This is a genomic window from Novosphingobium aromaticivorans DSM 12444, assembly GCF_000013325.1.
Taxonomy (GTDB): Bacteria; Pseudomonadota; Alphaproteobacteria; order Sphingomonadales; family Sphingomonadaceae; genus Novosphingobium; species Novosphingobium aromaticivorans.
On sequence record NC_007794.1, the window covers coordinates 361,028 to 379,940 of the forward strand.

12 protein-coding genes and 2 riboswitches are annotated in these 18,913 nt (G+C 63.8%); of the genes, 5 read left to right on the forward strand and 7 right to left on the reverse strand.

All coding sequences use genetic code 11. From position 1 onward, the window contains the following. Positions 1–9: 9 nt before the first annotated feature. The 7 genes from cobI to SARO_RS01730 all read right to left on the reverse strand — a co-directional run bounded on the left by cobI (position 10) and on the right by SARO_RS01730 (position 10,523). Positions 10–747 carry a precorrin-2 C(20)-methyltransferase gene (gene cobI / locus SARO_RS01700; RefSeq protein WP_011444001.1) on the reverse strand — a complete coding sequence of 246 codons (738 nt, stop codon included), beginning with the start codon at positions 745–747 and terminating at the stop codon, positions 10–12. Continuing rightward, complete coding sequence (locus SARO_RS01705; protein ID WP_011444002.1) at positions 744–1,373, reverse strand: precorrin-8X methylmutase; 630 nt, start codon at positions 1,371–1,373, stop codon at positions 744–746. The genes cobI and SARO_RS01705 overlap by 4 nt, the downstream gene beginning before the upstream one ends. Next, positions 1,373–2,518: a precorrin-3B synthase gene (locus SARO_RS01710; RefSeq protein WP_011444003.1), complete on the reverse strand. Its 1,146-nt coding sequence runs from the start codon at positions 2,516–2,518 to the stop codon at positions 1,373–1,375. Before SARO_RS01710 ends, SARO_RS01705 begins: the two co-directional genes overlap by 1 nt. Then, entirely contained in the window at positions 2,515–5,799 is a 3,285-nt protein-coding gene (gene cobN, locus SARO_RS01715; RefSeq protein ID WP_011444004.1) for a cobaltochelatase subunit CobN, read from the reverse strand. The genes SARO_RS01710 and cobN overlap by 4 nt, the downstream gene beginning before the upstream one ends. Before the next feature lie 10 nt (positions 5,800–5,809). Beyond that, complete coding sequence (cobW, locus tag SARO_RS01720; RefSeq protein ID WP_011444005.1) at positions 5,810–6,862, reverse strand: cobalamin biosynthesis protein CobW; 1,053 nt, start codon at positions 6,860–6,862, stop codon at positions 5,810–5,812. A 181-nt stretch (positions 6,863–7,043) separates the two neighbouring features. Beyond that, positions 7,044–7,272, reverse strand: a riboswitch (cobalamin riboswitch). A gap of 86 nt (positions 7,273–7,358) precedes the next feature. Further along, positions 7,359–8,405, reverse strand: a complete 1,047-nt coding sequence (locus SARO_RS01725) for a HoxN/HupN/NixA family nickel/cobalt transporter (RefSeq protein WP_083455652.1) — start codon at positions 8,403–8,405, stop codon at positions 7,359–7,361. Positions 8,406–8,486: 81 nt separating this feature from the next. Then, positions 8,487–10,523 (reverse strand): TonB-dependent receptor, encoded by a 2,037-nt coding sequence (locus SARO_RS01730; protein ID WP_011444007.1) that lies wholly within the window; start codon positions 10,521–10,523, stop codon positions 8,487–8,489. Between the two features lie 172 nt (positions 10,524–10,695). Further along, positions 10,696–10,930, reverse strand: a riboswitch (cobalamin riboswitch). Between the two features lie 350 nt (positions 10,931–11,280). Here SARO_RS01730 and SARO_RS01735 point away from each other — a divergent pair. The 5 genes from SARO_RS01735 (at position 11,281) to SARO_RS01755 (ending at position 18,881) form a co-directional block, all read left to right on the forward strand. Next, positions 11,281–12,735, forward strand: a complete 1,455-nt coding sequence (locus SARO_RS01735) for a hypothetical protein (RefSeq protein ID WP_011444008.1) — start codon at positions 11,281–11,283, stop codon at positions 12,733–12,735. Between the two features lie 547 nt (positions 12,736–13,282). Continuing rightward, positions 13,283–14,020: a HEPN domain-containing protein gene (locus tag SARO_RS01740; protein WP_256325459.1), complete on the forward strand. Its 738-nt coding sequence runs from the start codon at positions 13,283–13,285 to the stop codon at positions 14,018–14,020. Between the two features lie 40 nt (positions 14,021–14,060). After that, positions 14,061–15,542 (forward strand): DUF2779 domain-containing protein, encoded by a 1,482-nt coding sequence (locus tag SARO_RS01745; protein WP_011444011.1) that lies wholly within the window; start codon positions 14,061–14,063, stop codon positions 15,540–15,542. Between the two features lie 147 nt (positions 15,543–15,689). Continuing rightward, complete coding sequence (locus SARO_RS20065) at positions 15,690–17,894, forward strand: McrC family protein (RefSeq protein WP_143004814.1); 2,205 nt, start codon at positions 15,690–15,692, stop codon at positions 17,892–17,894. A gap of 9 nt (positions 17,895–17,903) precedes the next feature. Then, positions 17,904–18,881, forward strand: coding sequence for a helix-turn-helix transcriptional regulator (locus SARO_RS01755; RefSeq protein ID WP_011444013.1), 978 nt, complete (start codon positions 17,904–17,906; stop codon positions 18,879–18,881). Positions 18,882–18,913 lie beyond the last annotated feature (32 nt).

Consider the following 18,913-nt stretch of genomic DNA (forward strand, 5'->3'; position numbering starts at 1 on the left):
CCCCGGCACTCATGGCCGGCGCCCCTGGCCGTGAATCAGCAGGATCGAGAAATAGGGCGTGACCGTTTCGGCCTCGATCAGCCGCGTGACCCGCTGACCTGGCATGGCGGCATGTTCGACCAGCCATGCCGCATCCTCGCGCCCGGCAGCGGCCACCGCGCGGCGCAGTTTGGGCAGGTTGCGCCCGATCTTCATCACCACCAGCGCATCTGTATCGCGGATGCGTCGCACCAGTTCATCCTCGGGCAGGGTCGCCATCGCGATGGTCAGCACATCGTCGCCCCAGGTGATCGGGATGCCGGTTGCGTTCCACGCCCCGGCCATGCCGGTGATACCCGGAACCACTGCCACCGGAACCGTGCCCGCCAGCCGGGTGTGCAAATGCATGAATGAACCGTAGAAAAACGGATCGCCCTCACACAGCACGACCACGTCTTCGCCTGCCTGCGCCAGCATGACCAATCGCTGCGTGCATTCGGCATAGAAAGCGGAAAGACAGTCGTTGTAGCGCGGGTCGGATAACGGAATCTCGGTCGTCACCGGATATTCCATCGGGATTTCGATCACGTCGGGGCGCAGCATTCCTTCGACAATCCGCCGCGCCTGTCCTGGTCGCCCGGCCTTGCGGAAATAGGCCACGTGGCGGGCGCCACGCACCAGCCGGTCAGAGCGAACGCTCAACAGATCGGGCGCACCCGGACCCAAACCCACGCCGTGGATCGTCCCGCAGGAAAGGGCCGCGCTCATTCGGTGCCGCTCGCCAAAGCGTTGATCGCAGCAACCGTGATCGCGCTGCCGCCCAGCCGCCCTTCAACGATGCAGCACGGCACCGGCGGCGCGGCCCATAACGCGGCCTTGGATTCGGCCGCGCCGACAAAGCCCACCGGACAGCCGATGACCGCCGCAGGGCGCGGGCAATCGGGATCTTCCAGCATATTCAGCAGATGGAACAGCGCGGTTGGCGCGTTGCCGATGGCCACCACCGCGCCTGCCAGATGCGGCCGCCACAGTTCCAGTGCGGCGGCAGAGCGGGTGTTACCCATTGCCCGCGCCATGTCGGGCACTTGCGGCGCATTCAGGGTGCAGATGATCTGATTATCAGCAGGCAGCCGCGCACGGGTGATCCCTTCGGACACCATCCGCGCATCGCACAGCACCGGCGCGCCAGCGGCCAGCGCCGCCCGCGCCGCACTGGCAAAGCCGGGTGAGAAGCGGATATGCGCGGCAAGGTCCACCATCCCGGCGGCGTGGATCATGCGCACCGCCACCGGTTCCTCATCAGCGAAAAAGGGCGCCAGATCGGCTTCGGCGCGGATCATGGCGAAAGACTGGCGATAGATGGCCGCGCCATCGGTTTCATAGATATGGGGCATCAAGCGGCTCCGAAATGGGCGAGAAGCTCGGCTGGGCTGAGCGCAGAGCGAACTGGCAACGCACCGGCGGGTGCGTTCAGGGAAAGATCGAACAGGCCATCGCGGCCGGTCAGCGTGACATCGGCGGCGCGCTGGCGGGCGCAGCCCTTGGCACAGCCCGAAACATGCAGCCGCCCGGCGACATGCGGTGCAAGGCGGCGGGCAAGATCGCGGGTTTCAACCGAGGCCTGCGGGCAGCAGGGCGCGCCGGGGCAAGCATCGACATGCAGCAGCGGGTCGGCAGGATTATCGATCAGCCCACCGGCGCAAACGGCAGGCGCGCCTTCCACCAGCAGCACACGCCACGGCGTGATCCGCACCGCTGCGGCGGGCGATGCTTCCACCATCCCGGCCAGTATCCGCGCCTCTATCCGGCCAAACGGCAAGCCATAGGCCCAACTCCCATCACGGAGGCCCAGATCATGAAGGCCCGGCACGATGCAAGCAGCCGACGGCGCGGGCAGAATGTCGCCACAGGCCCATTCGGGCAGGACCAGCCGGTGTCGCGCCATGCGCCCCGCTTTCGCGCCGCCGCTGGCCGCAAACCAGTGGGCGAGCGCGATCAGCGCGTCCACTTCCCTGCCAGCAGCAACCGCCATACCGGTGGCGCGGCCATCGGCGCGCAGGATCAGACCGCCATCGCCGCCGCGCTCAATGCGGAAATCGCCCGCCTCGCCACCCAGAATGCAGGTCTGACCGGCATCGATGGCAAAGCCCACTTTACCGAGCAGATCGGGCAACTCATCCAGCCGGGTCAGCAACGCGCCCGCAATGCGATGGCTGTCATCACCGACCCGCCAATCCGGCGCGACCAGAATGTTGCGCCGCTGTTCGATGACAGGGTCAGGGTCCACCAGATCCAGCACCAGCAACCGGTCGAGCAGCGCCTGCCAGCCAGTTTCAGGCACCCCGCGAAGCTGGAGATTGGCGCGGGCGGTCATGTCGATCAGGCCATTGCCGTGCACCACGGCGGCATCGCACAGGCCCAGCACTTGCGCCCGCGTCAGGCGGCCAAGCCGAGGCTTTACCCGCACCAGCAGCCCGTCGCCCGCCATCATCGGGTGCCAGGCATCGGGGCACCAGCCCTTCACCGCAAAACTGCTCATGCCCTGTCCTCAAGCCTTGGCAGGCTGGCGAGGATGGAATTGCGCCGGGTCTGCCACAGCCCGGCGGCATGGAGCGCGGCAAAGCGGGCTTCCATCGCCGCCAGCGCAGCCGGATTCTCGCGTTCAAGAAATGCGCGAACATCGGTCTGGCCCAGTGTCGCGTCGTGATAAAGGTCGAACAGATGCGGCGGTACGCTGCCTGAAAGGTGCGCAAAGGCACCCATATGGTCCAGCGTCGCGGCCAGTTCTGCCCCCCCGCGAAAGCCGTGCCGCATCATGCCCGCCACCCAGCCTGGGTGCGCCGCGCGGGCGCGGACCACGCGGGCGATCTCTTCGGTCAGGGTGCGCGCAACGGTGCGCCCCGGATCGCGATTGTCGAGGTGGTAGAGCGCCGCCGAACCACCGATCAGCGCCTTGGCAGCGGCAAAGCCCGCCTCGTGCGCGGCATAATCGGCGGCCAGCAGCAGATCGGTTTCGGGCAAGTCCTGAAGATGGACAAAGGCGTCCGCTCCTTCAACACGCTGGCGCAGGCCGGCAGGATCGGCAAAGGTTCCGATCGCATCGGAGGCTGCGTCAAACGCATGGTCCGATGCCGCCAGCCATGCCTCACCAGCAGCGCGCCGGGCCGCTTCAGTATAGACCTCGGCTGCATCGCCAAGACCCAGTCCATAGCTGCCGGGGGCCGGGCCATAGACGCGCGGTGCCGCAGCCTGCCCTGCAAACGGGTTCCAGTCCGCCGGTTCATCGCGCAAACACAGCGCGCGCACCGCTTGGCCAAACAGTATCGGCAGCGCAGGAAAGGCATCGCGGAACAGGCCGGAAATCCGCAACGTCACATCGATACGCGGCCGGTCCAGCAGCGCCAGCGGCAGGATTTCGATGCCTGTTACCCGTTCGGACGCGGTGTCCCACAGCGGCTTTGCGCCCAGCAGGTGCAGCGCCATGGCGAATTCCTCGCCCGCCGTGCGCATCGTGGCCGATCCCCACAGATCGACCACCAGCCCGCGCGGATAATCGCCGTGATCCTGCAGATGCCGCCGGATCAGCTCCTCTGCCAGTGTCACCCCTTGGGCATGGGCCGCGCGTGAAGGCACGGCGCGCGGGTCTATCGCATAAAGGTTTCGCCCGGTTGGCAGCACATCGCTGCGCCCGCGAAAGGGGGAGCCGGAGGGACCGGGCGGAACGCGGCGTCCGTCGAGTGCCGCCAGCAATCCGGCCCGCTCGGCTGCGCCCTGATCTCCCCGCCCGAACACATGCAGCCCGTCACCGAACTGGCTGTCCTTTACATCGCAAACGAAGCGGTCGATCCGGGTGATCGCCTCGACCAGCGTGGCCGCGTCATCAAGGCCCAGTTCCGCCTCAAGTCCCAGCACGCGCGCTTCGTCGCGGATGTTCACTTGCAGACGGTCGCGGCGGGCCGGGTCCAGCCCGCCAGCGTTGGAGAATTCATCCAGCAGCGCCTCGATCCGGGCCAGCCCCGCACCGCTTTGCGTTTGCACCAGTGGCGGGGGAACGTGCCCGATCGTAACCGCGCTGATCCGGCGCTTGGCCTGCGCCGCTTCGCCGGGATCGTTGACGATGAACGGATAGATCACCGGCATCGCGCCGGTCAGCGCCTCGGGCCAGCAAGCATCGGACAGCGCGACTGATTTGCCCGGCAGCCATTCCAGTGTGCCATGTGCGCCGATATGCACCAGCGCGTCCACGCTTCGCTGGCGCAGCCACAGGTAGAACGCCACATAGCCATGGCGCGGGCAGCGGGACAGGTCGTGATAGTCGCCGTCGCGATGGGCGCGTTCGCCGCGTTCGGGCTGCAAGGCTACCAGCGCGTTGCCGATGGGCAGCGCGGCAAAACGGAACGCGCCATCGGCGGCGGCAGCATCGGCTTCCGGCTCGCCCCATGCGGCGAAAAGTTCAGCGCGCAGGGTATCGGGCAGTGCTGCCAAAGCCTTGCGGTACTCTGCCATCGGCCAGTGCTGATGTGTGCATTGAAGGAGCGCTGCCAGTCCGGCCTGCGCGTCAGTGGCATATCCCGCCTCGGCCAGATCGGCCAGGATCGCCTCGGCAGAAGCCAGCGCATCCAGCCCCACGGCGTGGGCCATCTGGTATGTCTTGCCGGGATAAGTAGACAGGACCAGCGCAACCCGCCGTTCTGCAACCGGCGTTTGGGCAAGTGCGATCCAGCCCGCCACCCGCGCGGTGATCGCCCCAACCCGGCCTGCATCGGCGCGATGGATGGTGCGGGCAAAGCCAAGCGCGGGATCGCGCGTCCCCGCCTCCTTGAAGCTGGCGACGCCTGCAAACACCCGCCCGTCAATTTCGGGCAAGACCACGTGCATGGCAAGGTCTGCCGGGGAAAGCCCGCGCGAAGCCGCTGCCCATCCCGCGCGCCCGGACGTGGCCAGCGCCAGCTGAAACACGGGAACGCCCGCGCCATCAAGCGGGGTGGCGCCGTCATCGCCCCGCGCGGAAAAAGCGGTAGCGTTGATGATCGCTGCCGGGCCAAGCCCGCGCACCCAGCGGTCCACCTGTTCGCGCACCTGCGGGGCTTTCAGCGAGGGGACGAAGATCGACAATGCATCGAAACCGCGCTGCTCGAACGCGGTATGCAGGGCGGCAAACGGGTCCAGATCGTGGGCGGTCAGGTAAGAACGATAGAACACGATCAGGACCAGCGGCCTTGCGGGATCGCGCGCAAAGGCTTCAAGATCGATCACGCCCCGGCCGGGATGCCAGCCTCCCGCCATCAGCAGCGGATCGAATGTCCGGGCGGGGGCATCAATCAGCCCCGCCAGCTGCGACAGCGCGGCAAGCGCCGCCTGCGCCGCCCTTGCACCGCCAGCATCGCACCACTGCGCAAGTTCGCGCAACGCGGTCACCGGCACGGTCGAGGCCGCATCCAGCCGCGCATCCTCAAAGCCGTCGCCGGGCAGCACGGCCAGCACGATCCCGCGCGACCGGGCCAGCGCCTCGACCTGTTGCAGCCCGTAGCTCCAATAGGGCGTGCCGCCGATCAGCCGGATCAGGATCGCCTTTGCGCCCGACAGCGTCCGCTCGGCATACGTGTCGACCGACAGCGGATGCATCAGCGCCGCCAGATTGGCGAGCCGCAGCGAAGGAAATGTCGCATCGTCTGCACGGGCCTGATGCCATGCCGCCGCGAACGCCCCCAGATCGCTGTCCGAAAAGGACAGGACCACAAGATCCGCGGGCTCTTGCCCCAGATCCTGCGGGACGGCGGTTTCCTCCATCCCGTGCGTTTCGCGGAAAATGACGTGCATGGCCCGCGCCTTACGCCAGCAGCACCGCGCGAATGGCATCGGCGTCGACGTGATCGTGCTCGGCAATGGCGACCAGCGTGGTGCGGCGCGGCTCGTCAGGGCGCCACGGGCGATCGTACTGGTGCCGCACCCGCGCGCCCACCGCCTGCACCAGCAGCCGCATCGGCTTTCCCGCAACGGCGGCATAGCCCTTTACGCGCAGGATATGGTGATCGCGGGCCAGCGTCTCGATCCGCGCGACCAGCGCCGCCGGATCGGCGATCTCGCCCCATTCGATAACGGTGCTGTCAAAGTCGTCGTGTTCGTGATCATCCTCACCATCATGGTGCGATGGGCGCGCGGCGATGTCGTCCTCGGCTGCGGCATCAAGCCCCAGGATCACACGCGGATCGACCACGCCTTCGGTCAGTTCTATCACCGGAACCGGGCGACTAAGCTCTGCCGCAATGATCGCGCGCGCGGCGGCTACGCCTTGGGGTCCGGCCAGATCGACCTTGGTCAGCAGGATCATGTCGGCGCAGGCCAGCTGATCCTCGAACACTTCCGACAGCGGCGTCTCGTGATCGATGCTCGGATCGGCGGCGCGCTGGGCGTCAAGCGCTGCCACATCGGGCGCGAACCGGCCTGCCGCGACCGCTTCGGCATCGGCCAGCGCCAGCACGCCGTCCACGGTGATCCGGCTGCGGATCGCAGGCCAGTCGAACGCCTTGAGCAGCGGCTTTGGCAACGCCAGACCCGATGTCTCGATCAGGATGTGATCGGGGCGCGGATCAAGCGCCAGCAGCTTTTCCACCGTCGGGATGAAATCGTCCGCCACGGTGCAGCAGATGCAGCCATTGGCCAGCTCTACGATGTTTTCCGCCGGGCAATCAGGAATGGCGCAGGACTGCAGAATCTCGCCATCCACACCCAGAGAACCGAATTCGTTGACCACCACGGCCAGCCTGCGGCCACCGGCATTGTGGATCAGGTGGCTGATGAGCGTGGTTTTCCCCGCGCCCAGAAAGCCCGTGATGATGGTGACCGGCACCTTGGACAGGGACGCCTTGGACAGGTCTGGCATAGTAACTTCCCCGCGCGCCAGAGCGAGACACGGCGGGGCTTGCCGGACAAGTCCGGTCGGCGCGCGACGACGGGCGGGCGCGACAAAGCACCCGTAACCACGCAACCCGTGCAGCCCCAGCCACACAGCTTCGTCGCTCAGACGGAGAGTTACCGTGCCGTGACCATCCCCTGGATCAGGCAAGAGCGACCGGTGCGCCGGCAGGTCTCCTGGCTCGCGGGTCACAGCTTGATGCACGCCTTCCCAGACTTGGCGCTTGCGCGCTGCCCAGTGGCTGCTCCTGAATTCAGGAGCATGTGCATCGCGCTATCCGCTTACAGTTGCAGGGACAGCCACGGATTTGGGAGCACGCTCCCGCACCGCATTCCCGATTAAGCCCCTTGCGGGGCACCGGCGCGATCATTGAAGGGCGGGTTACCCCGATCCTTCACCGCGCGCTCTAGACGAAAATGCCAGCCAAGCCAATTGATGATGTTGCTTCACGCAACGTGGACGGTCAGGCACCGACCGAAACCTCGATTTCATCGAACCGCTTCCATCGATAGATCGCGTAACTCGCCAGCCAGCAGAACACGAAAAGACCGATGATGGCGAAGCCCAGACCATTGAAATTTTCACCCAGTTCAATGGCGATCCGCCATGGCGCACCCGTAAGGGCCAGCTTGTCGCCAATCAGGGCCAGCGTTTCGATTCCACCAATGACAATCGCCACGATGGCCGAGATCAGGGTGATGGTGATGTTGTAGTAGAGCTTGCGGATCGGCTTCACGAAGGCCCATTCATAAGCGCCCAGCATCACCACGCCGTCCGCCGTATCGATGAGGGCCATACCGACCGCGAACAGGGCGGGCAGGACCAGGATTGTCCCGATCGACAGGCCATCGGCGGCCTGGCTGGCCGACATGCCCAGAATGGCAACTTCGGTTGCTGTATCGAACCCAAGCCCGAACAGAAACCCCAGCGGGGCCATATGCCAGCTTTTGTTCACGAGGCGGAACATCGGCCTGAACAGTCTGGAAAGCAGACCGCGCCCACCCAATAGCAGATCAAGATCGTCCTCGGCATAGCTGCCGCCTGCACGAACATGGGCAAAAGTCCGCCAGACAGAGCGCAGGATGACCAGGTTCATGCCGGCGATCGTGAACAGGAAAAGCGCGGAAATCACGGTTGCAATCACGCCACCGATTTCCTTGAAGGCGCCGAACTGCGACAGCGCGCTGGCCGTCACCGCAATGATGATCGATGCTATGGCAATGATTCCGGAATGCCCGATCGCGAACCAGAATCCGACCGAAACCGGGCGCTGCCCGTCCTGCATCAGCTTGCGGGTCACATTGTCAATCGCCGCAATATGATCGGCATCAACCGCGTGACGCAGGCCCAGCCCCCAGGCAAGCACAGCGGTGCCGAGCATTAACGGCTGTGCATGAAACAGGCTGAATGCCCAGACCCAGACCCCAATGTTGGCGGCGATCAATCCGGCAAACAAGGCACCAATTCGTCGGCGCAGAGACAGGGATGGCAGTGACTTCGTGAGGTGCATGATTGGCTCGGCGATTGAGGAATATACAAACGAAGGATGGCGCCGCAGACGTGCTGCAGCGCCGCCCATCAAGGGATTTCGCTAGAAATTGACCTTTGCGCCAATCCTCACAGTTCGAGGCTCGACCACGCGGCTCAACCGGCCTTCCACCGGAGCACCTGCATCGAAGGCGGGGATGTAGGACTCGTAATAATAGGCGATGTCCTTGTCCCGGCTGTCGAAGATGTTCAGCACTTCTCCAAATATCTCGACCTTCTTGCCCTTCCACGCGGCCCGGGCATTCATGACGGTGCTGCCTCGATCCCGGACACTGTTGTCCTCGACAAGCGGAGAAGGTCCAAGGTGGCGCACCCGAATGCTGGCTTCCCAGGGATCAAGAATGATGGCGGCACCGGCTGAAGCCGCGTTCTCAAATGCATTGGGGATGTGATCGCCATTGTCGAAGCGCGCATGGCTGGCGGTATAGTTTCCATCAAGCGCAAGCCAAGGGAACGGCCGCCAGAAGGCGACGATTTCATAGCCATGACGCCCACTGGCACCCGACGGTTCAACAGCATTGGAATCGCCAATGAAACGAAGTTCGCTGCCGACATGCAGCCACCAGTAAGTCGCGGTTAACGTGACCCCGGAGAATTGAATGCGTCCTCCCAGTTCCTTGCCGATGCCGCGAACCAGAACGGGAACAGGCGTGTCCCTGTTGACCGCACCCCGAACATCGTTGGAATGGAATCCACGGCCCCAGTTGGCGTAGAGTTCAAGATGCGGCGTAACCTGATAGGCGATTGACGCCTTGGGAGAGAGAATCGACGCTGAGCCACTGCCTTCGCCCAGCGACGCCGCAACAGAATCTCGTGCACGCACGGAATAGTGATAATAGTCCCCGCGAAGACCACCTGTCACACGCAGTCCCGCCAAGGGTTTCCAAGCGACTTCGCCGTAGAGCGCGGAAGACAATTCCCCGACCCGAAAGTGCCCGAGAGATTCAAGAAATGCGCGGGCAGCCGTTCGATCGACACCAACATTCCCGACGGCGTCGTATCTGTTTTCGGTGCCAAGGCTCACAGCCAGACTGTCAGCGATTTCCCAATGTTTTTGTGCGGACAGCCCGAGGACCCAACGCCGGTCGAACTGCTTGATCTGCGCGCTTGTGCCATCCGGATCGGTGTAAGTGGGGTTCGAGAACATCGACCAGTCGTAAAACTGGGCATAGACATTGGCGCGCCATGTCGGTTGCTTGACCGCGATGTTAGCCACCAGGCGCGTCGTCTCACCCCGCGCGGAAGGATCTGGAGAGCAGAACACATCCGCACACAACGCCGTGCCGATAATGCGCTCGGGGATTTGCTCGGTTGGGTGCCATGTCGCCCGGTAGGCATGGAGAGATGCCTCCAATGTGCCCGCACCGGTCGGCATGCTATATTTCGCGAACCCCGAGTAATGGCGCAGACGTTCAGGTTCCTGCCACGGTCCGTCATAGGCCTTGGCCTGGGCGACAAGCGTGAGGTCTCCGCCGCCCAGGTCGTGCAATGTTCCACCCGCAGCGACGCGGCGCCAACCATATGAACCAGTCTCGGCCGATGCCCATGGCCGGTCATAACCCTTGATGGTCGTCATATAGGCTGCTCCCGCCAGAGCGAAATCACCGCCATCGGCGCGGTAGGGCCCTTTACGAAAATCCTCCCGGCCCACGATCTCCGGAATGAGGCCGTTGAGGTCGAGATAGCCATGACCATGTCCGTGGGTACGAAAGTTCATCTGCACATCATCGATATAGGTACTGAAGTCAGACCCATGGTCGAGGTTGAAACCGCGCAGGAAATACTGGTTGGCTTTGCCGCTCCCAGAATGCTGGGCTGCAACCAGCCCGGGCACCGCTTCCAGCAGTTCGGCCACGCGGAGAAGAGGCCGCACGAGGAGATCGGCCCCTCCGACGCTTCCTTCGCTCGCTGATTTGGCAGTGCCGATCATGGCCTCACCGCGACCGAAAACCACAATGTCGTTACCCGCCACGACTGCATCCGCGCTTGTTTGCGATGCCTTTTCAGAGGTTTCGGCAAATGCCGGTTTTCCGATACAGATCAGCGCAAGGGCGCTGCTGGTAGTAATGGTCTTGATCACTAAATAGTCCCCCGGCGTCTTGCGACGTGGCCGGGGCAAACCCGCGCGAACGGGCGACACGCGCGGCGGCCGGACGCCATGGGCGGCCGACGCACGTCTCCGATGCGGCCCCAGCCGCTCGTTCGTCGCTCAGACGGAGTTCACCGTGCCGCAGCCATCCTCTGGACCAAGGCAAGAGCGACCAGACGCCGGCAGGTCTCCTGGCTCACGGGTCACAGCTTGATGCACGCCTTCCCAGACCTCGCATGATTTAGCGTCCGGCCCAGTGGCTGCCCCTTCCAAGAGGAGCGATGTACATCGCGCTATCCGCTTACAGTTGCAGAGACAGCCGCGGATTTGGAAGCAAGCTTCCGCACCGCATTCCCGATTAAGCCCCTTTCGGGGGCACCGGCGCGATCAATGAAAGGCGGACTAGTCTGCCCGTCGATACCTCACCTAACTGAAGTGATCGGAAAAGCCAATAACGCTTGGAGCAGGGATTGAATCAACGATTACTGCATCCCGCGCCACCATTGCCATTGGCACGGCCAGAGCGCACCAACCGCGCGCACTCGATTTGAATGGCGGGTTTTCACTGAACCTATCGTTGGCCATCGGACTCCTGTACGACCGGAAGTGGTCGGCTGCCGCCGGAAGCCTTCCGCCCGTGACTTTCTGATCTTCATCGGCAGAGAAAGCAAAAGCTCGCTTTCATGCTGCGCTTAGCCCGCCGTTCAGCTAGCATCGCGCGGCGAGACAAGGGAAGAATCCGCAGTACATGAGCGAACCTGAAGACGCATCCGATCCGCAGACGAACCAGAACGAACCGCAGTCGGAGCGAGACGTCGACGAAAGCCTGCCCGCTCGGGACATCCTCAAGATAGGTTCTATGGTGAAAGCGCTGGGTGCCCAGCAGAGCAAGTTCGATGCGGTCACGAGGTTGGCCCAGGTAGGCGCCCATGCCCAGCTGAGCACCAGCGCCCAGATGTTGGCCCTGTCAGACAAGGTTTCTGCGCTCACCAACATCGGCGCGACGAGCAGGCTTGCCCGGATGCTAGAAGAGACAAACCGGCATTCACGCCATCTGCAGGATATGACCAGCACCGCGCGCCTGCTCGCGCAGAGCGGTAAACTTGCGCAATACTCAAAACTGGCGGCCCTCGCGAGCGGCTATCCAGGCAGCACGCTGCCGAACTGGGCGATCCTTAACGACCATTCGAATATCGATCAGTTGATGCGCTCGCAGCGCTGGGCCGATCATTTCTCGGCCGACTCCTTTGGCTATGCAACGGGCCGCGCCGGCAGGTTCGCAACCGGCGGGCTTGTTAGCGAGCAGCTTCGGCTCGTGGCGGAACGCGCAGCCGGCATCAGGGTCGCCGCTGGGATAGGTGCGCTGCAGGTTTCGCCAGGGGTCAAGGCGATGCTGGCCCGCAATGTCCGTATCGGCGAAACACTCTCCAAACTTTCCGCTTTCGCTGGCGCCATCGATACGATCGGCGCGTTCAGTCCGGCGAGCAGCGCAGCCGTGGATTCGCTGCTTGGCGAATGGCAGACCCGACCTGACCTACCCGAAGAATTCTGGCACCGCCGTTCGGTCCGTCAGCGTTACTATGAGGAAGCAGAGGTCGACCGCGGCCTCATCGACACCCGCAACACCGAGATCGTCGAGGTTCTCGTTGAGAGCGGACTTGTCGAGGGCTACGTTCGCGGAAAGCGCGTTACCGCCGTGCTTGAGGCCGGCCCGCTGAGCGTCGAGGTGTCGGCCTCGCGCACGCGCATCGGAACCTATCGGGCGATCACCGGCTTTGAAATCGCGATGCGCGGCCTCGTCAGGCGAGTGCTCGTGCAAGCCCAGATCGACGCTGGCGAAAACCCGGACGCGTGGTTCAAACAGCGCGTTCCCGGCGATATTCTACAGCGAGCAAAAGAGCGCAAGGCAGATGCCGAACGCGTGGGCGAACAGGCAGCCGATCTCATAGCGTTTGTCGACTTGGGCGATCTGATCCCAATCGTGACGCTTAAAAAGAACTGGCCGGTATTCCAGCCGATCTTCGGCAACGCGGAGGATTTCCGGGTGGACATGCGCCGCCTGAACGCGATCCGCAGGCCCGCAATGCACTCCCGTTCGATCGATCCTGTCCAGTTCACCGAGATGGTCATCGTCATCGACCGCATCAGCTCCATGATACGGGGCAGCTTTGGCTGGATGGCCGAGTGGGACGAAGAGGGCTGACGGTGGGCCTGCCCGCCGGCCGCCGGATGAGATTGAGGTCTTCGCGCTGGGTTTCGATCGCGGGGAAGATCGCCTTGAGATAGTCGATGAACCACATGTCGTCCTTCGGGAATCCGACCGAAGCCACAGCGTAGTCTCCAACCCCCGGACGACGACTCTTGTCGGGCAGCGCCGCCATCAATGCCTTGTATAAAAGCACTCGCGTCGCGGCAGGACATCCATGCCAAACTGCAGGCTCATCAGGCTGCGGGAAGGCGATACACAAACGGCAGCTCATAGCGGGGCCGGCCGTTCAATGCCCGGCTGGTGAACGACGTATTCGGGGCGATCGCGGATGCAATGGCGGTTTTACAGCACTCTTGGTCTGGAATCCGTTATTCAGAGAGCGACCAAATTGCAATCATCAGGAGCAATCATGATAAGAGTTCTGATCTGTCCATGCTGCGTCGATCCCAAGGACCACTCTCATCGCATGCATCGCTTCGCTGCCGGTGTCGGACACCTCTCCATGTGTTCTAAAGAAGCATCTAGTCACAAGAGTTAAATCTTGTCCGGGCTGTATTTCTCGAACACTATCCCGATGATGCCGGTGAAAGATCCACTCCACCCTGACCGCCTCAAGAATAAGCAACGCGCTCTGCGTGACGGCTTTGCGCTGCCCCTGACCTTGCGCGTGCACCGGGCGCTCAGCTGGCTGCTGCGCGCTCAGCGCGAGGAGGATGACTTCGATACCCGTTTCATCATGCTGTGGATCGGCTTCAATGCGGCCTACGCTGGTGACCTCGAACGTGCCCTGGATGACGAGGGGGATGGCCGCCGCCCTGGGGCTGCCAGCGAGCGGGAGCGCTTCGACGGTTTCTTCCGCGATCTCGTGAGGCTCGATACGGACGGACGTCTCTACAAGGCGCTGTGGACGCGGTTCCCGCAGGAAATCCGCATTCTCCTCGACAATCGCTTCGTCTTCGCGCCATTCTGGAAGCATCACGCGGGGCTGCCGGGCGGGGCGGGTTGGGAGATCACCTTCGAGGCCGCCAAGCGTGCAGCCAACGCCGCGCTGGCGGCGGGCAACACTCCGGTGGTTCTCTCGATCCTGTTCGACCGGCTCTATGTCCTGCGCAACCAGTTGCTGCATGGCGGAGCGACCTGGAATAGCGCTGCCAATCGTGCGCAAGTGCGAGACGGCGCTGCGATTCTGGGCCACCTCCTGCCGCTGTTCATCGATCTGATGATGGATAACCCGGACGAGGATTGGGCGATGCCGCTCTATCCCGTCATTGAGGAATGAATGACCGTTTCTGTCGCATCATCGCTGCAGGAATCACAGCATGACGCAAATTCGCACCGCCACTCGCCGTTTTGGCCTGTCCAAATCCAAGATCACCGCTTTCGAGCAATGCCCCAAGAAGCTGTGGCTCGCGACCCATCGCCCCGAGCTTGCGGAGCAGGACGATGGGGCTGAGGCGCGGTTCGCGACCGGTAATGCCGTGGGCGAGATCGCCTGCGCGCTTCATCCAGACGGTGTGATGGTCGATCCTCCGTCGTTGTCTGAAGCGCTGGCCAAGACCTCCTCGCTCATTTCAGAAGGGCATCCTGGCCCGATCTTCGAGGCGACCTTCGAGCATGATGGCGTGCTTGTGCGGGTCGATGTGCTGGAGCGGCTCGATAGCGGGGGCTGGTCAGCGGCCGAGGTCAAAAGCTCGGGCAGGGTCAAGGATTACCACCGCGGCGATCTCGCCACGCAGGTCTGGGTCATGCGTGAGGCGGGGATCAACCTGCAGCGCGCGGCCATCCGCCATATCGACACCAGTTTCGTGCTTTCACGTGAGGGCGATTACGCGGGGCTCTTCACCGATGCCGATCTGCTCGCCGACTTGGAGGACGCCATCGCCACGCGCCCTTCGCTGGTGGCCGAGGCGCGCGCCACTTTGTCCGGAGACGAACCGCAGCGCGAGATGGGCGATCATTGCGGCGCGCCGTTCAGCTGCGAGTTTACCGCTTATTGCGGCCGCGACCTCCCGCAAGGGCCTGAATGGCCCGTGACCCTGCTCCCCTATGGCGGCGGCAGGCGCTGGCTGGAGCGCGGGGTCGAGGACCTGCTCGACTTGGCCGAGACCGACCTCAACGACCGCCACGCACGCATCCTTGCCGCCACGCGCGATGGCATCCCGTTCCACGATGCCGCAGGGGCGCGTAAAGTGATGGCCGGATGGGGCTGGCCACGCGCCTGGCTCGACTTCGAGACCGTCGCCCCCGCGATTCCGCGCTGGGTCGGTACCCGCCCGTTCCAGCAGATCCCGTTCCAGTTCTCGCTTCACCTCGAACGGCGCGGCGGGCGCATGACCCATCATGAGTTCCTGAGCTGCGACGGCAGCGACCCGCGCCGGGCCTGCGCCGAAGCGCTGGTGTCAAACATCCCCGAGGGTGCCACGATCATCGCCTACAACGCCGCCTTCGAGCGCAGCGTGCTACGCGAGCTTGCAGCATCCTTCCCCGATCTCTCCTCCCGTCTTGAAGCGATGGCCGAGGCGACGGTCGATCTTCTGCCGGTCGCTCGGAACCACTGGTATCACCGTGATCAGCGCGGCAGCTGGTCGATCAAGGCTGTGCTCCCGACCATCGCTGCCGAGCTTGATTACGGCGTCCTCGAAGTGAAGGATGGCGGTGATGCGCAGGCGGCATGGTTCGAAGCTGCCGATCCTGCCTGCGATCCGCTGCGGCGCGAGGCGCTGGAAGAAGCGCTGAAGGCTTATTGCGCGCGCGACACGTGGGCGATGGTCGCGGTGGCGCGGGCGCTGGCGGGAAGTTGATGGAGGGGCGCCGTACTTCTGGTGGTCAGGCGAATTACCATTCGCAAGCTTAGGCACGAAAAATCTGAAGCTTTATCATTTCGATGACCAAATCTGTCGTATCGCGATGCGACAGTGGGTGATGTGCAGAAAAACAGGGATAGACGAGTGAGAGAGGCTGAATTCAAGGCTTGGCTGGTGGCCCAAGGTTATGCGCCGACATCCATTGCCACGTGGCTCTCGGACGGACGCAAGGTTGACGGCGCTTATGGTCTAGATGAGCACTTTGATCGGGACGGCGGTGCTTCGATGCTTGCCGAGATGGCCTATTCGCGGGCCGACGAAGCAGCGGGTGCGTCTAACCCGAGTGCAATTGATCTCAGCGGATCGTTCTACGCCAATCTTTCCGCATGCCGTGCAGCTGCCCGGGCCTATTTCCGCTTCTGCAATTCTGAGGCTCGTCCACAGGGCAGGTTTGGCGAGCTCGACCGGGAGGCAGTTCTCGAGGCGGTGGCCGCATGTGACGCCGTTGGCGACGTCGCCCAGTATGTCGCTGATCTCGATCTCGGGCAGCCGACCAGATACTGGCTCGTTCTGGACGGCAAGCGCTACCCCAGCAAAGCCGTCGTACGCGATGCTTTGGCGAGACGCGGCAGTGACTGGCTGCCTGGCGGCGGTGAATGCAAGACCGCGCTCGAGCGCCTCGGCTTTGTCGTCATCGACTGGCCCGAACTCAACCGCGCTCGCGATGCATTCCTGCGCCAGATGCCGGATTTCAGCGATTTCCGTGCCGCTGCCGGCGCCTACTGGGATGTGGAACGCGCCTACAAGAACGGACTGATCGAGCAGGCCAAGGCAATCATTGCACGGCAGGATGACGACCGCGCGGTTGGCGAAAGCCTCTACCGGCTGCTTTCGGTGGGCGGTTCGGGCCTGCCGCTGAGCTGGCGGACACTGTCCGAAGTCCAGAACGCCGATCCCGAGCTGCGCGACCGTTTCTACACCTCGCTGGGGGTGCTTGCTCGCAGCGATGGCCCGCTCGAAGAAGCTGTCCCGGCCGCGGCGCGCGAGCTCGAAGCCCTGCGTGAAGCGGGCATTGCAGGGCTGCGCCGGGGCGAGGTGCTCTCCATTCCGATTACCGTCTGGGCCACTTTGCACCCCGACCAGGCGAGTTGGTTCAAGATCGCCAAGATCGACGAGATGGGGCGGCGGTTGTTCGGTCGCAGGCTGTTCCCGCAAACCGAGTTCCGCGACGCTGATCTTGCCGAATGGCTGCAGTTGATGCGGGCGCTGCTCGGGTTGCTCGATAAGGAATTCGGGTGGCACCCGCATGACCTGTTCGATGTGCAGGGGTTCATCTGGGTGGTCGGCAATCCGGATTCCCCCCGCGAACTCGATCCGGTGCCCGTCTGGATGGTGACCTCGCTGTGGGGGCAAGAGGACGGCTTGCCGCGCTTCGTCGAGCGGGCAGAGTGGAGTTTGCTCACTGACACCGGCAGCGCGAACAACCGCCGCGTCCGCGAGATGCAGGTCGGTGACCGGATCTTCCTCAAGGATTTCGTGCCGCGCGCCCGCGATCTGCCCTTCGATGCCGGAACGGGGATCATGGCGGCGGCGACCGTGTTCCTGGCCCGTCACACCCGCTCGCTCGCCACCCGGCGCACGCTTGACGAGTTGAGACATGCTCTGGCCGATATCCCGCTGATGCCAATCACGCGGCTGCCGTGGCAAGCGGTGCGGATTGATCGCACCAACCGGCGCTGGGAGGCGCTGTTCCGGCTCGCCCGCCTGCTGCTTCAGCGCGACTGGCAGGCTACTCACCATCACGCCAAGGCCCCTGATGGTCTGACCCTGCTTTTTCCAATGAACGACCTGTTCGAGAAATACATCGCTGTGCTGCTTCGCCGGGCGCTGGCGGGGAGCGGGATCGAGGTGATCGACCAGGGCGGCCACCGCGCCTGCCTTGGCTCCTTTACTGGCGGGCATCTCGAGACCGGCGAGGTGTTCCGCACCAAACCTGACATCATGTTGCGCCGTGGTCGCGAAATTGTGGCCATCATCGATACCAAGTGGAAGAAGCTCAGCCTCGACCCGCTCGACCGCAAGCACGGGGTTAGCCAGGCTGATGTCTATCAGCTCATGGCCTATGCGCGGCTCTACCAGACGGCCGAGCTGATGCTACTTTACCCGGCGCGACCGGGGCAGGTGTGCGCAGAGCGCGCACAGTTCGGCATGGCGGGCGGGAGCGAGCGCCTCAGAATCGCGATGGCTGACGTCTCGCTGGACGAGAAGGCTCTGGCAGAGGCTCTCGGAGTGCTGGTGATGGCGCCCGCCGTCACCAAGGCTTCGCCATTGCCGCAGGCGGTGGGGTAGCGAAGCGCGATGGCACGTAACGCGAAGCTCGACCGGCTGCTGACGCTGGTCAAGGCGCTGGGAGAAAGCGCAGAAGGCTTGACCCTCGACGAGATGGCAGAAGTGATCGGCGCCAACCGCCGAACGGCCGAGCGGCTGCGCGATCTGATCCTTGTACACTTCGATCTCGAGGAAGGCGTCGATGATCGCCACAAGCGCTTCCGCATCCCGGGTACGCTGCCGTCGCCGTTCATCCAGCCCAATGTCGCCGAGATCGCAGCCCTGAAATCGCTCGCCGACACTGCACACAAAGCAGGCTCAGCGCAGGCTCCGCTGCTCGAAAGCCTGGTCGGCAAGGTGCAGGCCGGCCTCAGGCGCGAAGTCAAGAGTCGCATGGCACCCGATCTCGAGCCGCTCGTCCGCCTCCAGCGCCATCATGTCCCCGCCGGCCCGATGATCGAACACGCGCCGGAGACTGTGGCTCAGGTGCAGGGCGCGATGATGGCCGGGATGTGCCTCGAATTCGATTACCTTGCCGATGGGGCTGCAGAGCCGAAGTGGCGGCGGGTCATTCCGGTTGGTCTGATCCACGGACCTGCAACCTATCTGATTGGCAAGATCCCGGGCCGTGATCTCGAACCTGCCCCCTACCGTCTTGATCGCATCATTGCAGCGCGCGTCAGCAACCAACCGGGCGCAGCGGGCGAGGATTGGGACCTGGACCAGTGGATGAGCGCAAGCTTCGGCATCTGGCGCGAGGAAGGCTACGAAATCGTCCTCCGCGTTGCTCACGAAAGTGCAGAACGCGCGCGCAAGTGGCGTTTCCATCCGCAGCAGATGATCGAGCAGGACGGCGAAGAACTGATCGTGCGGTTTCATTCCGGTGGCCTGCGCGAGATCGCCGAGCACCTGTTCACCTGGGGTGGTGAGGTACGAATAGAAGGTCCGGAGGAGTTGCGCGAGATGATGCGCGAAAGGTTGTCGGCGGCTGGTCGGGCCGTGGTCTAGTTTTCCCAGATTGGTCGCTGCAATTGTTTGAA

What these genes read in the sequence shown, in the direction of transcription:
- cobI (WP_011444001.1), bottom strand. Translation starts at nt 747, where the DNA reads ATGAGCGCGGCCCTTTCCTGCGGGACGATCCACGGCGTGGGTTTGGGT.
- SARO_RS01705 (WP_011444002.1), bottom strand. Translation starts at nt 1,373, where the DNA reads ATGCCCCATATCTATGAAACCGATGGCGCGGCCATCTATCGCCAGTCT.
- SARO_RS01710 (WP_011444003.1), bottom strand. Translation starts at nt 2,518, where the DNA reads ATGAGCAGTTTTGCGGTGAAGGGCTGGTGCCCCGATGCCTGGCACCCG.
- cobN (WP_011444004.1), bottom strand. Translation starts at nt 5,799, where the DNA reads ATGCACGTCATTTTCCGCGAAACGCACGGGATGGAGGAAACCGCCGTC.
- cobW (WP_011444005.1), bottom strand. Translation starts at nt 6,862, where the DNA reads ATGCCAGACCTGTCCAAGGCGTCCCTGTCCAAGGTGCCGGTCACCATC.
- SARO_RS01725 (WP_083455652.1), bottom strand. Translation starts at nt 8,405, where the DNA reads ATGCACCTCACGAAGTCACTGCCATCCCTGTCTCTGCGCCGACGAATT.
- SARO_RS01735 (WP_011444008.1), top strand. Translation starts at nt 11,281, where the DNA reads ATGAGCGAACCTGAAGACGCATCCGATCCGCAGACGAACCAGAACGAA.
- SARO_RS01745 (WP_011444011.1), top strand. Translation starts at nt 14,061, where the DNA reads ATGACGCAAATTCGCACCGCCACTCGCCGTTTTGGCCTGTCCAAATCC.
- SARO_RS01755 (WP_011444013.1), top strand. Translation starts at nt 17,904, where the DNA reads ATGGCACGTAACGCGAAGCTCGACCGGCTGCTGACGCTGGTCAAGGCG.